This is a genomic window from Ruegeria sp. AF7 (genome assembly GCF_056541885.1).
In genome coordinates this window covers 1,020,630-1,041,508 of sequence record NZ_JBQFYX010000001.1, presented here as the reverse complement: position 1 = coordinate 1,041,508, position 20,879 = coordinate 1,020,630, and the positions used below count along the sequence as shown (strand labels likewise).

General features: G+C 57.2%; 21 protein-coding genes and 2 tRNA genes. 5 read left to right on the top strand and 18 right to left on the bottom strand.

The features are described from left to right. The 8 genes from ACR0AP_RS05220 to ACR0AP_RS05185 all read right to left on the bottom strand — a co-directional run bounded on the left by ACR0AP_RS05220 (position 1) and on the right by ACR0AP_RS05185 (position 7,542). A complete protein-coding gene (locus ACR0AP_RS05220; protein ID WP_480505708.1) occupies positions 1–1,098 on the bottom strand; it encodes a M56 family metallopeptidase in 1,098 nt (365 codons plus the stop codon). After that, positions 1,085–1,480, bottom strand: coding sequence for a BlaI/MecI/CopY family transcriptional regulator (locus ACR0AP_RS05215; RefSeq protein ID WP_209504337.1), 396 nt, complete (start codon positions 1,478–1,480; stop codon positions 1,085–1,087). Before ACR0AP_RS05215 ends, ACR0AP_RS05220 begins: the two co-directional genes overlap by 14 nt. A gap of 65 nt (positions 1,481–1,545) precedes the next feature. Beyond that, entirely contained in the window at positions 1,546–1,950 is a 405-nt protein-coding gene (locus tag ACR0AP_RS05210; RefSeq protein ID WP_480505706.1) for a DUF2160 domain-containing protein, read from the bottom strand. Positions 1,951–1,958: 8 nt separating this feature from the next. Continuing rightward, positions 1,959–2,756 carry a carbohydrate ABC transporter permease gene (locus ACR0AP_RS05205; protein ID WP_155139158.1) on the bottom strand — a complete coding sequence of 266 codons (798 nt, stop codon included), beginning with the start codon at positions 2,754–2,756 and terminating at the stop codon, positions 1,959–1,961. Then, positions 2,753–3,616, bottom strand: a complete 864-nt coding sequence (locus ACR0AP_RS05200; RefSeq protein ID WP_480505704.1) for a carbohydrate ABC transporter permease — start codon at positions 3,614–3,616, stop codon at positions 2,753–2,755. Before ACR0AP_RS05200 ends, ACR0AP_RS05205 begins: the two co-directional genes overlap by 4 nt. After that, entirely contained in the window at positions 3,613–4,689 is a 1,077-nt protein-coding gene (locus ACR0AP_RS05195; RefSeq protein WP_480505702.1) for an ABC transporter ATP-binding protein, read from the bottom strand. Before ACR0AP_RS05195 ends, ACR0AP_RS05200 begins: the two co-directional genes overlap by 4 nt. A 1-nt stretch (position 4,690) precedes the next feature. Continuing rightward, entirely contained in the window at positions 4,691–5,740 is a 1,050-nt protein-coding gene (locus ACR0AP_RS05190; protein WP_209595796.1) for an ABC transporter ATP-binding protein, read from the bottom strand. A 62-nt stretch (positions 5,741–5,802) separates the two neighbouring features. Beyond that, positions 5,803–7,542, bottom strand: coding sequence for an ABC transporter substrate-binding protein (locus ACR0AP_RS05185; RefSeq protein ID WP_209504332.1), 1,740 nt, complete (start codon positions 7,540–7,542; stop codon positions 5,803–5,805). Positions 7,543–8,006: 464 nt separating this feature from the next. Here ACR0AP_RS05185 and ACR0AP_RS05180 point away from each other — a divergent pair, with 464 nt between their 5' ends. Further along, positions 8,007–8,789 carry a DeoR/GlpR family DNA-binding transcription regulator gene (locus ACR0AP_RS05180; protein ID WP_348540321.1) on the top strand — a complete coding sequence of 261 codons (783 nt, stop codon included), beginning with the start codon at positions 8,007–8,009 and terminating at the stop codon, positions 8,787–8,789. Positions 8,790–8,854: 65 nt separating this feature from the next. Here ACR0AP_RS05180 and ACR0AP_RS05175 read toward each other — a convergent pair. The 6 genes from ACR0AP_RS05175 to ACR0AP_RS05150 form a co-directional block, all read right to left on the bottom strand. Next, positions 8,855–8,929, bottom strand: a tRNA-Glu gene (locus tag ACR0AP_RS05175). Between the two features lie 26 nt (positions 8,930–8,955). Then, positions 8,956–9,030 (bottom strand) — tRNA-Glu (locus tag ACR0AP_RS05170). 98 nt (positions 9,031–9,128) lie between these two features. Continuing rightward, a complete protein-coding gene (gene recJ, locus ACR0AP_RS05165; RefSeq protein WP_480505699.1) occupies positions 9,129–10,871 on the bottom strand; it encodes a single-stranded-DNA-specific exonuclease RecJ in 1,743 nt (580 codons plus the stop codon). A gap of 93 nt (positions 10,872–10,964) precedes the next feature. Beyond that, a complete protein-coding gene (gene glpX / locus ACR0AP_RS05160) occupies positions 10,965–11,948 on the bottom strand; it encodes a class II fructose-bisphosphatase (protein ID WP_267366140.1) in 984 nt (327 codons plus the stop codon). Between the two features lie 69 nt (positions 11,949–12,017). Beyond that, on the bottom strand, positions 12,018–13,304 hold the full coding sequence (locus ACR0AP_RS05155; RefSeq protein WP_267366139.1) for a homoserine dehydrogenase: 1,287 nt from the start codon (positions 13,302–13,304) through the stop codon (positions 12,018–12,020). Positions 13,305–13,430: 126 nt separating this feature from the next. Beyond that, entirely contained in the window at positions 13,431–13,679 is a 249-nt protein-coding gene (locus ACR0AP_RS05150; RefSeq protein ID WP_480481597.1) for a hypothetical protein, read from the bottom strand. A 102-nt stretch (positions 13,680–13,781) separates the two neighbouring features. Here ACR0AP_RS05150 and ACR0AP_RS05145 point away from each other — a divergent pair, with 102 nt between their 5' ends. Next, a complete protein-coding gene (locus ACR0AP_RS05145; protein WP_267366137.1) occupies positions 13,782–14,369 on the top strand; it encodes a TetR/AcrR family transcriptional regulator in 588 nt (195 codons plus the stop codon). A 21-nt stretch (positions 14,370–14,390) separates the two neighbouring features. Here ACR0AP_RS05145 and ACR0AP_RS05140 read toward each other — a convergent pair whose 3' ends face one another. Further along, a complete protein-coding gene (locus tag ACR0AP_RS05140) occupies positions 14,391–15,302 on the bottom strand; it encodes a pirin family protein (RefSeq protein WP_480505697.1) in 912 nt (303 codons plus the stop codon). 157 nt (positions 15,303–15,459) lie between these two features. Between ACR0AP_RS05140 and ACR0AP_RS05135 the strand changes: the two genes are divergently transcribed. Further along, positions 15,460–15,939, top strand: coding sequence for a hypothetical protein (locus tag ACR0AP_RS05135; protein ID WP_480505695.1), 480 nt, complete (start codon positions 15,460–15,462; stop codon positions 15,937–15,939). On the opposite strand, the gene ACR0AP_RS05130 is transcribed toward ACR0AP_RS05135, so the two are convergent. The 3 genes from ACR0AP_RS05130 to ACR0AP_RS05120 all read right to left on the bottom strand — a co-directional run bounded on the left by ACR0AP_RS05130 (position 15,901) and on the right by ACR0AP_RS05120 (position 18,666). After that, complete coding sequence (locus ACR0AP_RS05130) at positions 15,901–16,497, bottom strand: TadE/TadG family type IV pilus assembly protein (protein ID WP_480505693.1); 597 nt, start codon at positions 16,495–16,497, stop codon at positions 15,901–15,903. The two genes, ACR0AP_RS05135 and ACR0AP_RS05130, sit on opposite strands and share 39 nt — an antisense overlap. A gap of 4 nt (positions 16,498–16,501) precedes the next feature. Then, positions 16,502–16,957 (bottom strand): pilus assembly protein, encoded by a 456-nt coding sequence (locus ACR0AP_RS05125; protein WP_324170032.1) that lies wholly within the window; start codon positions 16,955–16,957, stop codon positions 16,502–16,504. A 71-nt stretch (positions 16,958–17,028) separates the two neighbouring features. Then, on the bottom strand, positions 17,029–18,666 hold the full coding sequence (locus ACR0AP_RS05120) for a pilus assembly protein TadG-related protein (RefSeq protein WP_480505690.1): 1,638 nt from the start codon (positions 18,664–18,666) through the stop codon (positions 17,029–17,031). Positions 18,667–19,001: 335 nt separating this feature from the next. Between ACR0AP_RS05120 and ACR0AP_RS05115 the strand changes: the two genes are divergently transcribed. Both ACR0AP_RS05115 and ACR0AP_RS05110 read left to right on the top strand, forming a co-directional pair. Then, on the top strand, positions 19,002–20,432 hold the full coding sequence (locus ACR0AP_RS05115; RefSeq protein WP_209595808.1) for a Glu/Leu/Phe/Val family dehydrogenase: 1,431 nt from the start codon (positions 19,002–19,004) through the stop codon (positions 20,430–20,432). Positions 20,433–20,551: 119 nt separating this feature from the next. Continuing rightward, complete coding sequence (locus ACR0AP_RS05110; RefSeq protein WP_152457544.1) at positions 20,552–20,848, top strand: hypothetical protein; 297 nt, start codon at positions 20,552–20,554, stop codon at positions 20,846–20,848. Positions 20,849–20,879 lie beyond the last annotated feature (31 nt).

The following is a 20,879-nucleotide window of genomic DNA, read 5'->3' as shown; positions in this document are numbered from 1 at the left end:
TCAGTTCCCCTGATTGCGCGCTTCCAGCCGTTCCAGGTTGACCACTGTCGACAGCATCAGGCGGTCATGGCTCCAATCCCGTGTCTGCTGGATTGAGGCCGACCCCAGAGCCAAAAGCGCACCAAAGATCAGCGTCATTCCAAGGAACACTCCCGGTAGGGCAGGTACCGATGGCTGAACATCGGTCAGCGCGATTACACGTTGCCGCAACACGCGTTTTGCCTTGCCGCCAGTCACAAAAGCAACATTCAGAACGCGTGGGCTGTTGGTTGAGATTGTCCGGGCGCAATAGTCCAGCAGGCACGCCGTGTATTCCCGCGCATCAATCCGTTTGCGCGCAACAACCGACTGGTCGCAGGCCAACTCGCGCAGCCGGCCGAACTGATACTTGAGCATCAGATAGGCCGGGTTCCAGAACAACAGCGGACGCAGCAGCTCAAACCCCAGTTCCCATTCGACGTCACCCGTACGGATATGCTGAAACTCGTGGGCAAGTGCAAAACGCAACTCGCGCGGGGTGTCCAGCAGATGGCTGGGTAGAACGACGTGGCGGCGGCGAAGTCCTCGCACGGCAAAGGGCACAGTGATGCGATCGGAAAGCCGAATATCCACCTTGGCGGACCGCCGCCAAAGAAAACTGGAATTGACAGTCTGACGGATCGTCATTGCGTCCCGCAAGGCACGCGCAGCGTACACGGCTGCGATACAGGCAAGTATGGCGGCAACGAGGGTGATCACAGGCTGCTGTCCGGACAATGCCAGATCAACCCACCTTTCGCGGGTGTTCAGCAGTGCTTCGAACTGCGTGGCAGGCATTGCGATGTCACCGCGCAGATAGGCTGCAACGGCGATATCGCCAAGGGCCACGGCACTGCCCGGCCAAGCGTAAGTCGCCAGCGACGACACGCAAACCGCGAGAAACGGACTGGCAAGAACACAAATGCTCAAGGTCTTGAGCACCCGCAACTGTGCGACATAGCCATTGCGTAGGACGGTGCGGCTTAGGGCCGTGCGGGTCACCAGCCAGATGACCGCCGAAAATGCCAGCACGATGTTGAGTTCGATGAATGCGTCGAGAACCGGTCTAACCGCTGTCATTTTGCAGTCTCCTCTCTACCAGTGCTCGAATTTCCTCCAGGTCGGCTTCGCTCAGCCCCGCATCGTCGACCAGCCGCGCCACCAGTGTGGCGGGGGTGTCGTCGAAAAGCGTGCGCGACAGATTTTGCAGCGAACGGGCCTGATATCTGTCCTTTTCCAGAAGAGGTGTGTAGATCAGGGTTTTTCCAGATTTGTGACTCTCCACAAAACCCTTCTCATCCAGAATGCGCAGGATCGTGGCCCCGGATGTGTAGGCCAGGTTGCGTTCTGACGGCAGGCGGTCCAGGACATCACGCACCGAGCCTTGCCCGAGGGCCCAGAGCTCGTTCATGAACTCCAGTTCGACCTCGGTCAGCAGATTTGTTGTCTTTTTCTTTCGCATCGGTCTCGGTGTCGTCATCGTTATTATGCCTGACAGACAAGCATCCTTTCGCGATTTCTCAAAGTCTAAACTTTCCAGAACACAAAAACGCCCCAGCCAATGGACAGGAATAGTGGTGTCCAGACGGGTTGCCCAATCAATCCAAGCCACGCCAGGAAAATATATGCGGCCCCCAGAAGGGTGATGAACAGGCGATCCCCCAGCGTGGTCGTCAGCCCCAGAACCCCGCGTCGCTCGATCCCGTCGCGGAATTTGAAGCCTTCCAGCAAGCCAATGCATGCAATGGCCGAGAAGATACCGACAAACACGGCCAGCGTGGCAGGTGTCCATGCCATCCAGAAATCGGGCCAAAGGGGGTCCGTCCACGAGAACCCTTTTTCGGCCTCTTGTCCGACATTGCCCCATCCGGCCTTGGCCTGGGCAAAGGCTGCTGAGGGCAGGAAGGGCAGGGTGAGAAGCAGTTTTCGCATATTGAACCTCACACACGTCCCATCGCGAAGCCACGCGCGATGTAGTTGCGAACAAACCAGATGACGATGGCACCGGGGATGATGGTCAGGGTGCCGGCGGCGGCCAGCAGCCCCAATTCGTACCCGGCACTGGATGCTGTGCGGGTCATCACGGCAGCGATGGGTTTGGCCTCAACCGCGGTCAGGGTCTTGGCCAGCAGCATTTCTACCCATGAGAACATAAAGCAGAAGAACGCCGCGACACCGACACCTGCCTTGATGTTGGGCAGAAAGATCGTCACGAAGAAACGCGGGAACGAATATCCATCCACATAGGCGGTTTCATCCAGCTCCTTTGGGATGCCACGCATGAAGCCTTCCAGAATCCACACCGCCAGCGGCACGTTGAACAGCGTATGGGCCAAAGCCACGGCCAGATACGTGTCGAACAGGTGGATCGACGAATAAAGCTGGAAGAATGGCAGGGCGAACACGGCCGCCGGAGCCATACGGTTGGTCAACAGCCAGAAGAACAGTTGCTTGTCACCGAGGAACCGATAGCGTGAGAACGCATAAGCCGCAGGCAGGGCAACGCAGACGGAAAGCACTGTGTTCAGAGTCACATAGGTGATCGAGTTGATGTAACCCCAATACCAGGTTGGGTCTGTGAAGATGGTGATATAGTTTTCCAGCGTAAAAGTCTGGGGAAACAGGGAAAAGCCCGACAGAATCTCGTTCGTTGTCTTGAAGGACATCGCCACCAGCCAATAGATCGGCAGCATCAGGAACGCGATATAGAGGATCGGGATGATGGACCGCTTTTTCATTCTGCGTCGTCCTTTGTCATCAGAGTGTAGAAGAGCCACGACACCAGCAGAGTGATGGCGAAGTAGATCAGGCTCATCGCTGCCGCCGGGCCAAGGTCGAACTGCCCCAGTGCGATCTTCACAAGGTCAATCGACAGCAGGGTGGTCGAGTTGCCGGGACCACCCCCAGTCAGAACAAAAGGCTCGGTATAGATATTGAAGCTGTCCATGAACCGCAGCAGAACCGCGATGGTCAGAACCGTCTTCATCTTGGGCAACTGGATGTAACGAAACACCGACCATGGGCTGGCGCCGTCGATCTTGGCGGCCTGATAATAGGCGTCCGGAATCGATACGAGGCCCGCATAGCACAGCAGCACGACCAGCGAGGTCCAGTGCCAGACGTCCATGACGATAACGGTTACCCAGGCCGACAGCGGCTGTTGCGTCATATCATAGTTGATGCCCAGCACGTCATTCAGGAAATATCCCAGCAATCCGATCTTGGGCAGGGTGAAGATGTTCCACATCGAGCCAACCACATTCCAAGGGATCAGCATCGGCAAGGCCATCAGCACCAGACAGACCGGCACCCAGAACCCTTTGCGCGGCATCGACAGGGCGACGATGATGCCCAAGGGCACCTCGATCAGCAGGATCAGGAAGGTAAACAGGAATTGCCGTCCAAGTGCTGCCTGAAAACGGTCGGATCGCAGGATCTGTTCGAACCAGCCCAAACCTTCCCAGAAGAACTGGTTGTTGCCGAAGGTTTCCTGCACCGAGTAGTTGACCACCGTCATCATGGGCACCAGCGCGTTGAACGCCACCAGCGCAAGTACGGGCAGGACAAAGAACCATGCCTTTTGGTTTTCCGTTCTCATTGCGCCCGCTCCTGAGTTGCAATCCAGCCGTCGCGGTAGATGCGGGATTGTTCGGGTTTGAATTGCAAGAAGACCTGTGATCCCGGTTCCGGTACAACGTGTTCGGTCACGACCTTGAGGGCGGTGTTGCCGACCACTGCGCTGACCACATAGTGGCGGCCGATATCGGCGACCTTGGTCACATGCGCCGGAATGCCGGTGTCGCCGAAACCTACATATTCCGGGCGGATACCCAGATCGGTGCGTCCGCCGTCACCGTGTGTGGGACCTTCCAGCATGACCTCGTGTCCTTCAAAAACGGCGCGGTCGCCTTTTGCTTCACATGGAAGGACGTTCATGCCCGGCGAGCCGATGAAATGGCCGACAAATGTGTGCTGTGGCCGTTCAAACAATTCGACGGGTGTTCCGATCTGAACCACTTCACCGTCTTGCATTACCACCACCTCGTCGGCGAAGGTCAGCGCCTCTGTCTGGTCGTGTGTCACGTAGATCATTGTGGCCTGCACGCGCTGATGCAGCTCTTTCAGCTTGGACCGCAGTTTCCATTTCAGGTGCGGGTCGATCACGGTCAGCGGTTCGTCGAACATCACCGCATTCACATCGTCGCGAACAAGGCCGCGACCCATCGAGATCTTCTGCTTGTTGTCCGGGCTCAGGCCTGATGCGCGGGTGTTCAGCATATCCGTGACGTCCAGCATCTCGGCGATTTCCAGAACACGGCGCTTGATGGTTTCGGCGTCGACACCCCGGTTCTTCAACGGGAAGGCCAGATTCTCGCCCACGGTCATCGTGTCGTAGATCACCGGAAACTGGAAAACCTGCGCGATGTTGCGTTGATCCGGGGGCAGGGCGGTGACGTCCTGATCATCGAACAGAATCCGGCCTTCCGAGGGGGTGAGAAGACCGGATATGATGTTCAGCAGCGTGGACTTACCACAACCTGACGGCCCCAACAGCGCATAGGCCCCGCCATCGCGCCATGTCACGTCGATTTCCTTCAGGGCATAGTCCTCGGGGCCTTTTGGCGATGGCATATAGCTGTGTCGAAGGTTTGAAAGCTTGATCTGTGCCATGTCAGGCCACCCTTTTGCCGTCTTGGCTGAAGTAACGGCAATGCGCCGGGTTCATGTAGAAACTGTGATCTTCGCCGACCTGATAAGGATGCACACCAGCGGCGAGTGAAACCCAGGCTTCGTCACCATGCTGGAAATGTGCGCTGGAATCCGAACCTGACAGTTCGGTCACGATCACACGTCCGGTCAGTTCGACATCGGCGTCAGACGTACGGAATGGCGTCACTCGATGAGGGCGAACGGCGATCATATATTCCCCGTCGGCCATGCCCGAGGCTGCCCAGCCGACATTGCCTGCCAATTGCGCCCGGGCGCTGGAAACAGTGATACGGGCCACATTGATAGGCGGGTCCGAGAATACACGCGCCGCGGCGATGTTTTCCGGATTGCGATAGATTTCGGTGGTTGGGCCGAACTGGGTCACGCGGCCGTCTTCCATCAGCGCGGTGTAGCCTCCCAGCAGCAATGCCTCTTCAGGTTCCGAGGTGGCGTAGACAACGACGGCCCCGCGACCAGCGAACAGATCGGGCAGTTGTTCGCGCAACTCTTCGCGCAGTTTATAATCAAGGTTCGCAAGCGGCTCATCAAGGAAGACGGCGCGGCTTTCCTTTGCGATGGCACGCGCCAGCGCGGTTCGTTGTTGTTGCCCGCCCGACAGCTCGTGTGGGCGGCGGTGCAGCATGGGGCGCAGTTGCAGCAGATCGGCGGCCTCTTCCACGCGGCCATCGATTTCCGATTTAGCCATGCCAGCCACGCGCAGGGGCGAGGCGATATTGTCGAATACGGTCATATGCGGGTAGTTCACGAAGAACTGGTGCACCAGGCTGATCTGCCGCTTTTGCGTGTTCAACCGTGTCACGTCCTGTCCGTCCATCAGGACCTTGCCCGAGGCGATCGGGTCCAATCCGGCCATCATCTTGATCAGTGACGTTTTTCCGGAACCTGTCGCACCCAATAGCACGTTGAAATGGCCGGTTTGCAGCGTCAGGTTGGTTGGCTTGATATGGATGACGTTGCCGACCCGTTTGGTCGCGTCTTGAAGTTCAATCATCTGGGAAACTCGCGGGGCATTCAGGAGTAGGCCGGGCTTAAGCCCGGCCTACGATGTTGCTTTTACTGGGACTGCCAGCGCTTAACCAGTTCGTCATAGTTGACGGTCTGGCCCTGCGGCTTTTCGTTTTCCAGCTTGGCCTTGGGAGAACCCGCTTTTTCCAGCCAGAAAGATGGGTCCTGCGGCTCGTTCAGGCGTGGACCGCAGCCGCCGTAGACACCGGCGCTTTCATCCGCGGCCTGCATACGTGCCATGGTGATGTCCATCTCTTCGGCCAGACGATCCATCGCCTCTTGCGGTGTAAAGGCACCGGAGTTCACGTCACCGATCTGCTGCCACCAGATCTGGGCCAGCTTCGGATAGTCCGGCACGTTGATGCCGGTCGGCGACCATGCCACGCGGTCAGGCGAGCGATAGAATTCGACCAGACCACCCAGCTTGGGGGCACGTTCCGTGAACGACTCGTGATTGACCGAGCTGTCACGGATGAAGGTCAGACCCACATGGGACTTCTTCACGTCGACAGTTTTGGAGGTCACGAACTGGGCATAAAGCCAGGCTGCCTGCGCACGATCCGAGGGGGTCGATTTCAGGAACGTCCAGGAACCCACGTCCTGATAGCCAACCTTCTGGCCTTCTTCCCAGTAGGGGCCGTGCGGGCTGGGCGCCATCCGCCACAGCGGCGTTCCTTCGTCATCCACGGTGTTGTTGCCTTCGGACTTCGGCTTCACCATGTCGGCCGTAAAGGCGGTGTACCAGAAAATCTGCTGGGCCACGTTGCCTTGGCTAAGCGCCGGCAGCGACTGGTAGAAGTCGTAAGACGCCGCACCCGGAGGCGCATAGGCCCGCAGCCATTCGTCCCATTTGCGGATCGCATAGACCGCAGCCGGACCGTTTGCAGCACCACCGCGCGACACTGAGGCACCGACTGGGTTACAGGTGCCCGCTTCCATGCGGATGCCCCATTCGTCAACCGGAATACCGTTCGGCTCGCCCTTGTCACCGGCACCGGCCATCGAAAGCCAGGCGTCGGTCATGCGCCAGCCAAGGTCGGGCGCGCGCTTGCCGTAATCCATGTGGCCGTAGATCGCCACGCCGTCGACTTCTTTCACGTCATTGGTGAAGAACTCGGCGATGTCTTCATAGGCCGACCAGTTGACCGGAACGCCCAGATCATAGCCGTATTTCTCTTTGAACGCGGCCTTGTTGGCTTCGTCATCGAACCAGTCCTTGCGGAACCAGTAGAGGTTCGCAAACTGCTGGTCGGGCAACTGATACAGTTTGCCGTCCGGCCCGGTGGTGAACTGAATGCCCATGAAGTCATCCAGATCGATTGTCGGCGAGGTTGTCGCCGCCCAGTCACCGCCCATCATGTCGGTCAGCGGATAGGCCAGTTGCAGACGCGAGTGGGTACCAATCAGGTCACTGTCGTTGACATAGCCGTCATACAGGTTCCGACCTGTCTGCATCTGGGTCTGAACAGCCTGGACCACTTCGCCTTCGCCAAGGATCTGGTGATTGACCTTGATGCCGGTGATTTCTTCAAACGCCTTTGTCAGAACCTCCGACTCGTAAGAATGCGTCGGAATGCCTTCGGACAGGACGTTGATTTCCATGCCAGCGTAGGGCTGTGCAGCTTGGATAAACCATTGCATCTCGGCCATTTGTTCGTCTTTCGACAAGGTCGATGGCTGGAATTCGTCGTCGATCCAACGTTGTGCTGCGGCTTCGTCGGCCCAAGCGGACCCGTGCCCCGCAATGACGGCAGCCGCCGCCACTGCGGAAAGTAGATGTCTCCGCATCTGTCTCCTCCCAAAAATTATGGTTCTCCGGCGGGAACCGGATGCAGAACAGCATCAGCGATTTTTTGCGTACGTGTCAAACTAAATTTTTAGTAATTGACGTTCAGGCATTCCGAAGCCGCGTGAATTGAATTTGTTTTCAACGCTGGAGATTATTGTAAATATCTAATTTCGTTATCGAAATTCATAAATTTCCCCGCGTGGAAAATAGGGATATCCACTGAGATCCATTGCGAGCGAGAGATGACACCGGGCACGTTGAATTGCACTCGCGTTGCGTGAGGCACAGGCACTGAGTGAGAATTTAGGCGAACCAGCATCCCAGATGATTGGTGTTGAAACTCAGTACTTACTCGCTACCAAACGGTTCCGTCAAAAATCCGGATGTGGCTATGCGGATGTAGCACGGCCTTGCCGTACACGGTAATCCGTGTCCATATATGGAAAATTTCCGGAGCCAGGTCGTGAAGAAGAATACCGTCAACACCCATCGCGAGCTGGAGTTGCTTGATGCCCTCAGACGTCTGGGAGGAACGGCTCGGAATTCGGATCTGGCGAATATGCTCGGCGTGTCCGAAGAGACGGTGCGGCGAACGATCAAAGCCTTGTCAAAGGCAGGCACAGTCGAGCGTGTTCATGGCGGTGCTTATCTTGCCGGAGCGCAGGGTGCCCCCAACTTCTTTCACAGGATCTCGCAAGACGCGGATGAAAAGCGATTAATCGCCGGGCATACTGCGAAACTGGTCCGGGATCAGATGACCGTTTTCCTGGATGTAGGATCGACGACCGCCTTCGTCGCCGAAGAGTTGCGCCAGGTCAGCAACCTCACGGTTGTCAGCAACTCCATCGGTGTCGTGCAGACATTGGCCGGGGTCAACGGAAACCGGGTGCACCTTTTGGGGGGCGAGTTGCAGATCGATGAAAGGGGGACGTTTGGTCATGTCACCCACAAGCAGCTGCAACGCTATGCCTTTGACATCGTGATCCTGAGCACGGACGCGATTTCAGACAGCAAAGGGTTTCTGTACCACAGCGCGGTCGAAGCGGATCTTGCATCGGTGGTGGTCAGGTGCGCGGACCAGGTTGTTATGGCCGCAGCGCATTCCAAGTTTGGTGAAAGGGCACCGTATGTGGGGCCGGATCCTCGACTGGTACATTCGCTGGTTACGGACGCTGTGCCAAAGGGTGGGGTGGCCAGATTCCTTGACCGTTGGGGCATCGAAATTCAGATCGCTGATGACAGCTAGGTAGCTGTTTTCAGGTACAGCCCGGATGGTCGTACTGCTTTGGGATGGAAGAAGCTAAGGAAAAGTGGCAGCCCGTAGGGGAATCGAACCCCTCTTTCCAGGTTGAAAACCTGGCGTCCTAACCGATAGACGAACGGGCCACTTGGTATCAGGTCACAAGCGCAAATGGCAGCCCGTAGGGGAATCGAACCCCTCTTTCCAGGTTGAAAACCTGGCGTCCTAACCGATAGACGAACGGGCCACGCTGGCTTGTGGAGGGCCTTTTACGGTTTCACTGTGACCCCCGCAAGCGTAAAAACGCAGGGATGGGAAAGTTTTTTAGCGCACCAAAGCCGCGTGTTAACGGGCTTCTGCTGCGTCCTCCAGCCTGAGCTGCACAGATCGGCGCCCGCCCCAGGTGTTGACCTCTAACCGACCCGCAAAATGAAAGCGCGCACCGCCGTGATTTGACAGTTTTTCGCCTATCGGCCCATCAAAAGCACCAAAGGCAATCGCATCCAGCGCGCCGCCCATTCCATCGGTCAGCGACAGTTTCAGATGCGATTCACCGACCCGTTTTGCAAAGCAAACCTGCAGGTCAGGCAGCGCATAGCGCGGGGCAGGGGCACCGGCACCAAACGGTCCGGCCTGTTCAATCAGCTCGATCAGATCCACGGTTGCTGCACCGGGCATCAATGCGCCATCCAGTTTCAAATCCGCAGGTCCACCCTGGCCCGCCCCTTGTCTGGCCAGCAGCTCGCTCAGGCGCTCCATTGCGGGTTCCAGCTGATCGCGCATGACGGTCAAACCCGCGGCCATCTTGTGGCCGCCTCCTTTGACCAGCAACCCTTCGGCCGCCAGACGCTGGATCGAAGCCCCAAGATCGACGCCGGAAACCGAGCGGCCCGACCCCTTGCCTTCATCCCCGTCAAAGCCGATCACGATTGCGGGTCGATTGGCTGTCTCCTTCAGCCGAGAGGCCACGATACCAACGACACCGGGGTGCCAGCCGTCGCCTGCCGCCCAGACCAAAGGGGTGTCCAAGCCACGCGCCTCGGCCTGCGCCAGCGCGGCGGCACGCACCGCGTTTTCAATGTCTCGGCGCTCGGCGTTCAAGGCATCCAGACGTTCGGACAAAGCCTGCGCCTCATGCAGGGAATCGGTGCTCAGCAAGCGCGCGCCCAAATCGGCCTGACCGATCCGCCCACCGGCATTCACGCGGGGCCCAAGCAGAAACCCGAGGTGATAACTGTTCGGCGCGGTATCCATGCGCGAGATATCGGACAGCGCGACAAGGCCGGGGCGCTGCCGCTGTGCCATCACTTTCAGCCCCTGTCGCACCAGGGCGCGGTTGGCCTCGATCAGTGGTGCCACATCGGCAACGGTCGCCAGGGCCACCAGATCCAGAAGGGCCATCAGGTCCGGTCCCCTTGCGCCCGCGTCACGCAGCTGCCGACCGGCCTCGACCAGCATCAGGAACACAACGCCCGCCGCGCAAAGATAACCAAGATCGCCGCTTTCATCCTGTCGATTTGGGTTCACCACTGCGACGCAATCGGGCAGCGTCTCGCCCCCCAGATGGTGGTCCAGAATGATCACATCCGCCCCCGAGGCCGCCGCAATCGGACCATGGCTGAGCGTGCCGCAATCAACGCAGATGATCAGGTCATGCGTAGCCGCAAGCTCCTGCATCGCGGGAACGTTGGGGCCGTACCCTTCGTCGATCCGGTCCGGTACATAAAGCGTCGCCTGCACGCCCATCTGCCGCAGCCAGACCAGCAGCAACGCGGCAGAACTGCCGCCATCGACATCGTAATCCGCAAACACCGCAATTTTCTGACGATTGCGGACGGCATCCAGAAAGCGCGCGGCGGCAATTTCCATATCCTTGATGGCCCGCGGATCAGGCAGCAATTCCTTCAGTTTTGGGTCAAGAAAGCCGGGTGCCTCAGATACCGGCACGCCGCGCCGGGCCAGAACCTGACAAACGGCACGGGGCAGGTCGGTTTGCTGCGCGATCATCTCGGCCGCCCGCTCAATCTCGGGGCTGGGTCCAACCCAAAGCCGTCCCGTCAGTGATTGCTCGACCCCAAGAAAACTCATTGCTCGCCTCTCATGCGCCAAGGCCGGACCCTTGTGGACCCGGCCTCTTCACCTTTTCAGAAATACTCTCGCCGAAGGCAACGGCGCAAAACGTTATGTGTTGTCATGCGGCCATGTCGGCGTGCGGTAGGACATGCGGCGCACCGACCCGGTCTTGGACCGCATCAGCAGCGTCGTGGTTTCCACCCAGCCGGGCTCGCGCTTGATCCGGGGCAGCAAAGAGCCACCGGTCACGCCGGTGGCGGCAAAGATCACATCCGCCGTCACCATCTCATCGCGTGCATAAACACGGTCCAGATCGGTGATGCCTGCCTTTGCGGCCCGGCCACGTTCGTCATCGTTACGGAACAACAGGCGACCAAAGATCTGCCCACCCATACATTTCAGCGCAGCGGCGGCCAGCACACCCTCGGGCGCGCCACCCTGGCCCATATACATGTCGATGCCGGTTACTTCGCTTTCAGCGCAATGCATGACACCCGCCACGTCACCATCAGTGATCAGACGGATCGCGGCGCCGGTTTCGCGCACTTCGGCAATCATCGCTTCGTGGCGCGGGCGTTCCAGAATGCAGACGGTGATGTCAGCGGCTTTACATCCCTTGGCCTTGGCCAGCGCTTCGACACGCTCGCGTGGCGACATGTCCAGGTTGACGACACCTTCAGGCAGCCCCGGGCCAACCGCCAGTTTGTCCATATACACATCCGGCGCGTGCAGCATCGAGCCGCGCGGGCCCATGGCGATGACGGTCAGTGCGTTCGGCATGTCCTTGGCAGTCAGCGTGGTGCCTTCCAGCGGATCCAGTGCAATATCCACACCGGGGCCATTGCCGGTGCCAACCTCTTCGCCGATATACAGCATCGGCGCCTCATCGCGCTCGCCTTCACCGATGACAACGACACCTGCGATATCCAGCAGGTTCAGCTGTTCGCGCATTGCGTTCACAGCGGCCTGATCCGCGGCTTTCTCATCGCCCCGGCCTACCAGCGAAGCCGAGGCCAGTGCAGCCTGTTCCGCCACCCTGGCCAGCCCCAGAGACAGCAGGCGGTCATTGAAATCGGTCTTGGCAGCACTCATGTTTCTGTATCCTCTGGTCAGTATAGCCGTGTCTTCCGGCATAGCTTGCGTTTCATGCAGGCCGCAAGGTCAAACCGCTTCAATCCGCAATGCAACTGGGTCGCCTGCAACCACATCGGTTTCGCGGAAACCCTCCAACGCGACGTCCAGCGCCGTTCGGGTGGTCTTATGGGTGACGATCAGCACAGGCGCTGTGCTTTCGGCATGTGCATATTGGCGCATCCGGTCGATTGACACCCCGGCATTGCCCAGAATAGCCGCAACCTTGGCCAATGCACCAGGTTTATCCAGCAGGCCCAGCCGCAGATAATACGGCGCAGGTCGACCGGTGACGGCGGGAACTGCGGTTTCAAGCGTGGTGGCTGGGCGGCCAAAGGTCGGGATCTGCAATCCACGCGCCAGATCGCAGACATCACCCATCACAGCGCTGGCTGTCGGACCTTCGCCTGCGCCGGGGCCGCGCAAAACAACCTGCTCAACCGCGTCGCCTTCGATCACGACCATATTGGTGCCGCCTTCCAGCTGGCCCAGTGGCGAGTCGCTGGGTACCAGGCAAGGCTGCATGCGTTGCTCCAGCCCGCGCGCGGTGCGCTGCGCCACGCCAAGCAATTTAATGCGAAAGCCCATATCTTCGGCCTGATCAATGTCGTCCAGGCTGATCTGCTGAATACCCTCAATCTCGATCCCGTCGAAATTCGGCTTGGTCCCAAACGCAATCGAGGATAGCAGAGCCAGCTTGTGCGCAGCGTCGATACCTCCGACATCCAGATTGGGGTCGGCCTCAAGGTATCCCAATTCGGCGCATTCATCGAAAAGGGCATTGTAGCCCTGACGCTGCGATTGCATCCGGGTCAGGATGTAGTTGCACGTTCCGTTCATGACACCCATCACGCGGGTGATCTCGTTCCCCGCCAGACCTTCGGTCAGGGATTTGATTACCGGGATACCACCAGCGACAGCGGCCTCAAACCGGATCACACGACCGGCGGCCTCGGCCTTTTCAGCCAGTTCCTGCCCGTGGATGGCCAGCAACGCCTTGTTGGCGGTGACCACATCCTTGCCACTGGCCAACGCTGCTTCGACCGAGGCTTTGGCAGGACCGTTCTCGCCACCCATCAATTCGACGTAAACGTCTATGTCGTCGCGTTTTGCCAGTGCAACCGGATCGGTTTCCCAGGCATAATCCGACAGATTCACGCCACGGTCCTTGTTCGGGTCGCGCGCGGATACAGCCACGATTTCAATCGAACGGCCTGTGCGGGCCTGCAACAATTCTGCATGGCGGCGGACGATCTTGACGACACCCACGCCGACCGTTCCCAAGCCCGCAATTCCCAGCCGCAGTGCCTGTGTCATGTCGTGGGTCCTCTTCCGCTCGAATTCTTCTGGTGTCGGATGCTTGTCCAATCAGCGCTGCCTTAGCGGGTTCAGGCCAAGGGTGCAATCCGTCACCGGGGGATAGTGGGGGTGATTTATGACGCGTCAGTTGGTTTGCGCGTTTTGTAGCGCCTGCGCCTTTTGGGCCAAGGCATTGCTGCGTTGGGTCAGATCGTCTTCGACTGCTGCTGCCTGATGGATCGGGTCCACCGGTGGCCCTAAGGTTTCCTGCAACGGAATAAGGCGCGGGTAGGGGGCGGATCTGACTGCAGCCGGTTCGCTGCCTTCCAACTCGGGAATGTCCGCACAGGCGGCGCAAAATAGAATAAGGGGCAAAACAGGCAGCAGTTTCATGTCGCAGGCTTTTCGGTCTTTGTTGCCCCATCGTGATGCACGTTTTGACGACATCGTTCAAGCGGGGTTCTATATGAACATCTGTTCATATACTGTAGACCCATGGCACGCACTCAAGGCTCACATTCCGACATAACCGGCCCGCGAATCCGCAAGGCCGCGCTGCACCTGTTTGCCCGCTATGGGTATGCCGCTGTCTCGATGCGGCAGATCGCAAAAGAGGTCGGCGTACAGGCAGGCGCGCTTTATAACTATACGCCCGACAAACAGAGCCTTTTGCACCGGTTGATGCGCGAACACATGCAGGACCTGCTTGAGGCGCTTGATGCAATGGGCCGTTGCGACGATGCCGAAGACGCTTTGCGCCAGTTTATCGGCTTTCACATCCGCTTCCATTTGCAACGCCCCGACGAAGTTTTCATCGCCTATATGGAGTTGCGCAATCTTTCGCCCGAAAACTTTGCTGAAATCGAAGACTTGCGGCGCCAATACGAAAACGTGCTGGAAAGCATCCTTGACTCAGGGCAGCAGGCCGGACAATTCGCAATTTCGGACACGAAGATTGCAACGCTGGCCGTGATTGCCATGCTGAACGGCGTGATGACCTGGTACCGTTCGGGTGGTCGCCTGTCACTGGACGAGGTCGAAGAGATCTATTGGAACATGGTGCACAAGGCCGTGACGGCCTGACAGGGTCAAACCGTCACGCTGTTAGTGCGCGGGGTGAATGAACGTGCCATTGCGCAGCTCGCGAAATGCCTGTTCCAGTTCGGCCCGCGTGTTCATCACGATGGGGCCATGCCACGCGACGGGTTCGTTGATCGGAGCCCCAGAGATCAGCAGGAACCGCAAACCTTGGGGGCCAGCCTGAACGGTGATTTCATCGCCCGTGCCAAAACGGACAAGCGTGCGATCCCCTGACATGTCGCGGATATTGACCTCTTGCCCGGCGATTTCCTTTTCCAACAGCACACCTGTCGGCTGCGAGGCATCGGCAAAGGCGGCCTGCCCCTGAAACACATAGGCGAAAGCACGGCGGTACGTATCGATCCGGAAAGTTTTCTTCACACCCGCCGGGACAGAGATATCCAGATATTGCGGGTCAGCAGCTATCCCGTCTACGGGACCGGTCTTACCCCAGAACTCACCCACGATCACCCGCACTGTCGTGCCATCGTCATCGGTGATTTCGGGGATGTCCTTGCTTTGGACGTCCTGATAGCGCGGGGCGGTCATCTTCTGGTCCGAGGGCAGGTTGCCCCACAACTGGAAGCCGTGCATCTGGCCCGAGATGTTGCCGCTTGGCATTTCCTGATGCAGGATACCGGATCCTGCGGTCATCCATTGCACATCACCGGCGCCAAGCGTGCCGGTGTTGCCCAGCGAATCCGAATGCTCGACCGTGCCGGTCAGGACGTAAGTGATCGTTTCGATCCCCCGGTGCGGGTGCCAGGGAAAACCGGCCTGATAATCCTGCGGTCGTTCATTTCTGAAATCATCAAACAGCAGAAAGGGATCCAGTTCGGACGGGTCCTGAAACCCGAATGCGCGGTGAAGTTTCACACCAGCCCCTTCCATTGTGGGGATGGCTTTGCGTGTTTCCAACGTCGGTCTAAGGGACATGTTTGCCTCCGTGTCGTCTGGGCAGCATGTAATCTCTGCGTCACAGCAGTCAATTTGCATGAAATAACCGGACCTGTGCGAAATTGTTTTGCAGCCAAACCCCTGTTGTTTCCGGCGCAAAATGGCTAGATCGAAGCGGATCAGACAGGAGACTTCTATGCAGGACGAAGTGCTGGCAACAATTCAGGCCTCATCCCCAAGACGATGGACCGGGGTAGGGATGCTGACAACGGTTGGAATGCTGGTTACCTATGTCGCGCTGGCATCGCCACCCGAACCGGTTTGGCAGGTGTTTCTGTTTATCGTTGGCGGTGCATCGCTTTGGTTGGCGCTTCGCGTCTGGCGCGCCACAGAAGACAGTATCGAACTGACCCGGACCGAGTTGCGAACAGGATCGGGTCAGGTTATCGCGGACGTGGCCGATATTGAAACGGTGGATCGGGGTGTTTTCGCGTTCAAACCGTCAAACGGCTTTCTGATCCGTACGCGAAACAAAGCAGTGAACCGCTGGGCTCCGGGGTTGTGGTGGCGGGTTGGTCACCGGGTTGGCGTGGGCGGCATGACATCTGCCGCCGAAGCCAAGTTTATGTCCGAAATTTTATCCGCTATTTGTGCAGACGAACGGGGTCTGGGTTAAGTTACAAGCAACTTCGTTTGTAAAGCGGGGACGGGTAAAGATGAAGTTCTCAAAGGTGATACCTGTCGCAAAATCCCAGCCCGGTCTGAACGTGGGGATGTATTCATTGGACGTTTCAACCAGAATAACAGTGTCCTGATTGGGCATCGGTGGCAAGCGGTCTTCGATTTCCTCGATCTTGTCGTCGTCCCACTCATTGTCAAAGCCGCGTACCGTCGACCAGCGAACGTAGTGGCGATCATCGTCTTCATCGTAAACAATCAGAGAAATACGCATCTTCACGTCTGACCGATTGTTGACCATCTTGCCTGCCAAATCGTGCAGCGAGTCGATATACACATCGGTCACGGCCTGCGTTTCACGCGAAATCAGGTCGCTGATCGTATAAGCAGCCTTCAGATTGGAGGCGCTTTGACGAAACCCCTCAAATGCAGTGAACGTGAACGTGATCGTCCATAACATCAGTGGAAAAATCATGAGCGCTTCAACGGTCAGAATGCCGCTTTCGTCTTTTTTGAAGACTTTGACGCGATTTTTCAGGTTTTGGAGTACAGACATGGTCTTACAGTGGCTCCTGTACGAATGCCGTGGTTGCGGTCACCGCGTAGTGACCTGACGCGTCCGGGACAAGTTTTGCGATGGCCGATGCCTCAAGAACCGGATCAATACGGAGACAGGCCCGCAGGATCATTAATTCGTTGGATTGGCCACTTTTGAAATCCAGAACCGGTTTGGGATCTTCGGAACTGTCCGTGCAGGGGATGTTGTCCGAAAGCACAATTCCAGCGAACGCGTCCTGTTTGATCATTTGCAACCGCAAGTTACCCTTGCAATCCTGAATGCCGGAAACATCGCAAATCCGATCCCGGATCACGTCGTGATTCCAGTTCGTACCTGTACCTAACCGAATATCTCTTACGATCAGGTCAACCCCACGTTCCAAAGCGGCATGTCGCATTGTGATGATAGACAGCTCACCACCAGCCACAAGAAGCGCCAGAAAACAGGGTATGAGCATGACAAATTCAATTGTCGCATTTCCGGCCTCAGAGCGCCGAAACATGCGGAGCCTGGAGAGTTTCTTTCCGATCATTGGGTTAGCCTCAATTTGCGGATCGACGATGCGATTGATTCAAAGGCTTTCTCAAGGTTCAGGCCGCTTACGTCATAAACGTGGCTGTCAGAGCTGGCACAGTCTTTCAGGGTTCTGTACCCGCTTCTGGGTGCCTCGAATGCGATGCCGTAAACGATGATACCCTGATCCTTGGCCGCGTCACAAACGTGCTTGGTGCGCTGGTTCTTGGCCGATGTTTCGACTTTCGCATAGGCCTTGGAATACCATTCCGCCCAACCGCTGGACTGCCAGTAATAGTTGTCGCGTGCATTCGAGGCCAAAGAAATTCGATTGAAGAGTTCAGGATATGTCAGCCGAACCGCTGTTCCGAGTTCTTCGTTCAAAGGTGTCTCTGGCTCCGGATTCCCGTAGGGATGATCCGCCCACACGCCCTGCTGAGGCCAGAAAAAGTTCGGACGCCCCTGAGAATGATACACAGTGTATTCTTCGGCTTCCGAGTTGTACCAGACGTCAGACATGCCTTCGCGCAGCGACGGGTTAAGCATGTATTGATCGGTGTTTTGACCATCGGTCATAACAATGGCGATCTTCAGCACGTCGGTACCATAGTTCGACGGGCGAACCGAGAATCTTGATGGCACAATAGTTGTACCGGCATAGGCGGGGTCCTGCTCCAGCGACAGGTCCTGAACAATTCCACGCATGCTTGGGTCCAGCAGGGCTGTTCCCCACTTCATCCCAATATCGATTGATGTGTTCCCACCGGGCGTGAGGGCCGCAATCTGGGCAAGCAATTTGTTCATGTTGTCGGTGACAGGGGTGATCGCACTTCCCGCACGAACAGGACAAACAGGCAATCTGATTGATCCTTCAGAATAAGTGAACGGATCGAAATGCGCGGTGCGTTCAAGGGTGTCATCCCGTTCCAGATCAGAATCGCTGTACTGTTCTGGAATGAAGTTCACGCAATGTGAATAGCTGTGTTCCTGTGTGACATTCGTGAACTTGTCTAGGATTGATGCCCCCGCGTTGACCTGCGTTGCGTATGGAACAATCGAGATTGAAATCTGCGTTTCGTCGGGTTTGTCCAGCATGAGCCTGACAAACTCCGACGCAGCTTCTCTCAATACTGCGATTTTTGTCTTTGATGGTGTGGCAGACGAGCGCGACATGGAGCCGGAGATGTCGAGAACCAAAGAGATTTCAACAGCGCCAATGGATTCTTCGGCTGCACTGCTAGATTTCAGGCTCAGTTTTGGAACGCCGCCATACCGCAGGTAACGCGTTGTCAGGACAGCCTCAGCAGTAGCAGACACTTTCTTGGAGCCAAAACCTTCAACTACTGTCGTAACAGCGTTCAAATCACTCAGTCCGGCTTTGGCCATATAGGAATCGACAATCTGCTTGGCAGGAAGGTCCTGGTCCAAGTCTGCAGCAGCAAGCACGGCGCGATCCAGAGTGGACTGTAGGCTGGCACGGTCGCGTTCATACTTCATAAGATCCATCGACATACCGGTAATCGCCAGCATCAGGACCACCATGAACAGTACGAAGATAGTGAAGACACCATCTTCATTCCGAGCGAATTGCTCTAAATTGAACGTTTTGCGCTTCGGTTTCGAGCCGTCGTTACAAAGCAAGGAATTTAGCATTCTGGTTACTCCGCCTCACACGTCGAATTCGTGCGTCAAAGAAAAAGAGATTTGGAACAAAGTTAATTTTCAAACGTGGCGTGAATTGGGCGAAAAAGGCTTGGTTTTGGCCTTTTTACGCGCCGAAGGGGTATAATTTGGACCGTTTCAGGTGATCTGTCGATGAAATGAAAACAATTCGTTAAGGAGTTGGCCGATCTGAGCGACTCACCCTAGGGCAACTAAGCATGCGTTCATAAAATGATTAAAAAAAGTGCATTGTTTGATTGCAGCAGGCCGCCAGTGGTGCGACAAAACGTCGTGACGTATCGTCATGTACCGCTACGGAGGATTTTATGACCGGCATCAAAGAACCCAGCTTTCGTCAAAGTGTTGACCTGATGTTCAACAGGGCCGCAGCCCTGATGGAACTGCCGCCGGGGTTGGAGCAAAAGATCCGTGTCTGCAACGCAACCTATACAGTTCGATTCGGTGTGCGGCTGCGTGGTGAAATCCATACCTTCACCGGTTACAGGTCTGTCCACTCGGAGCATATGGAGCCGGTCAAGGGCGGTATTCGATATGCCACTGCGGTTAACCAGGACGAAGTCGAAGCTCTGGCTGCGCTGATGACCTATAAGTGTGCTCTCGTTGAGACGCCGTTTGGTGGCTCCAAGGGTGGGCTTTGCATTGATCCACGAGAATACGAAGAACATGAACTGGAACAAATCACGCGGCGCTTTGCCTATGAGCTTGCAAAGCGAGACCTGATCAACCCATCGCAAAACGTGCCTGCGCCCGATATGGGCACTGGGGAGCGTGAAATGGCTTGGATGGCTGACCAATACGCACGGATGAACACAACGGACATCAATGCGCGCGCCTGTGTGACAGGAAAACCGCTGAATGCCGGTGGTATCGCGGGGCGGGTCGAGGCGACCGGGCGCGGCGTTCAATACGCGTTGCGCGAGTTCTTCCGCCACCCTGAAGACATCCAGAAAGCAGGCTTGTCAGGTAAACTGGATGGAAAGCGCATTATCGTGCAGGGGCTTGGCAATGTAGGTTATCACGCTGCAAAGTTCCTCAGCGAGGAAGATGGCGCGCGCATCACCGGAATCATCGAATGGGACGGCGCGCTATTTAATCCCGACGGCATTGACGTCGAAGCCGTGCGTCAGTGGATTGTCAAACATGGCGGCGTAAAAGACTATCCCGACGCGACCCATTCCGCCGAAGGCGCAGCAGTGCTGGAGGCCGATTGCGACATTCTGATCCCGGCGGCATTGGAAGGTGTCATCAACCTGTCGAACGCCGATCGGATCAAGGCGCCGCTGATTATCGAAGCTGCCAATGGTCCGGTTACCGCCGGCGCGGATGAAGTCCTGCGCAAGAAGGGCACAGTGATTATCCCCGACATGTATGCAAATGCGGGCGGTGTGACGGTTTCTTACTTCGAATGGGTCAAGAACCTTAGCCACATCCGCTTTGGCCGGATGCAGCGTCGTCAGGAAGAATCGCGCCACGAACTGATTGTCAGCGAGTTGGAACGGCTGGACCGGTACCTGGGCGATGCCTGGTCGATGTCGCCGGACTTCAAGGCCAAGTACCTCAAAGGCGCGGATGAGCTTGAGCTGGTGCGCTCGGGTCTCGACGACACGATGCGTATTGCCTACCAGTCGATGCGTGAAGTGTGGCACAGCCGCGACGATGTCGAAGACCTGCGTACCGCGGCCTATATCGTGGCGATTGATCGCGTTGCGAAAAGCTACCGCGCCAAGGGGCTCTGAAGCAGGCGGGCGGGGTGATCATTTCGCCCCGCCGGTACGCGCCGCGGCTTGAATGTCGATGGCGGCCCGTTAGTTTGACGGATAATAGACACTCAGAGAAACGAATCCCGGAGACCTCCATGTTGCGTATAGCCATTGTCGCGGCTCTGCTGGCCACCCCTTTGGCCGCTCAGGAAACCAAGGAACAAAGCTGCAAATATCAGGCGGATGTGGTGGCAGCGATCCAAAAGGCGCGGCTGGACCGCGTAAAAGAACGCGATGTGGCGCAAGCCGTGGCGGATAGCGGCCCGACATGGCCCGAAAACTACAATGCTGCAATCCCGCTGATCACACCTTGGGTTTATGAGCAAAAGATGCGGGACGTGCGCAAGAAAGACCTGGGCGCGGCGTGGCTTGAACTGTGCCTGCAACAATAATCCACAACTCGGACATTTCCTTGTGGACAAC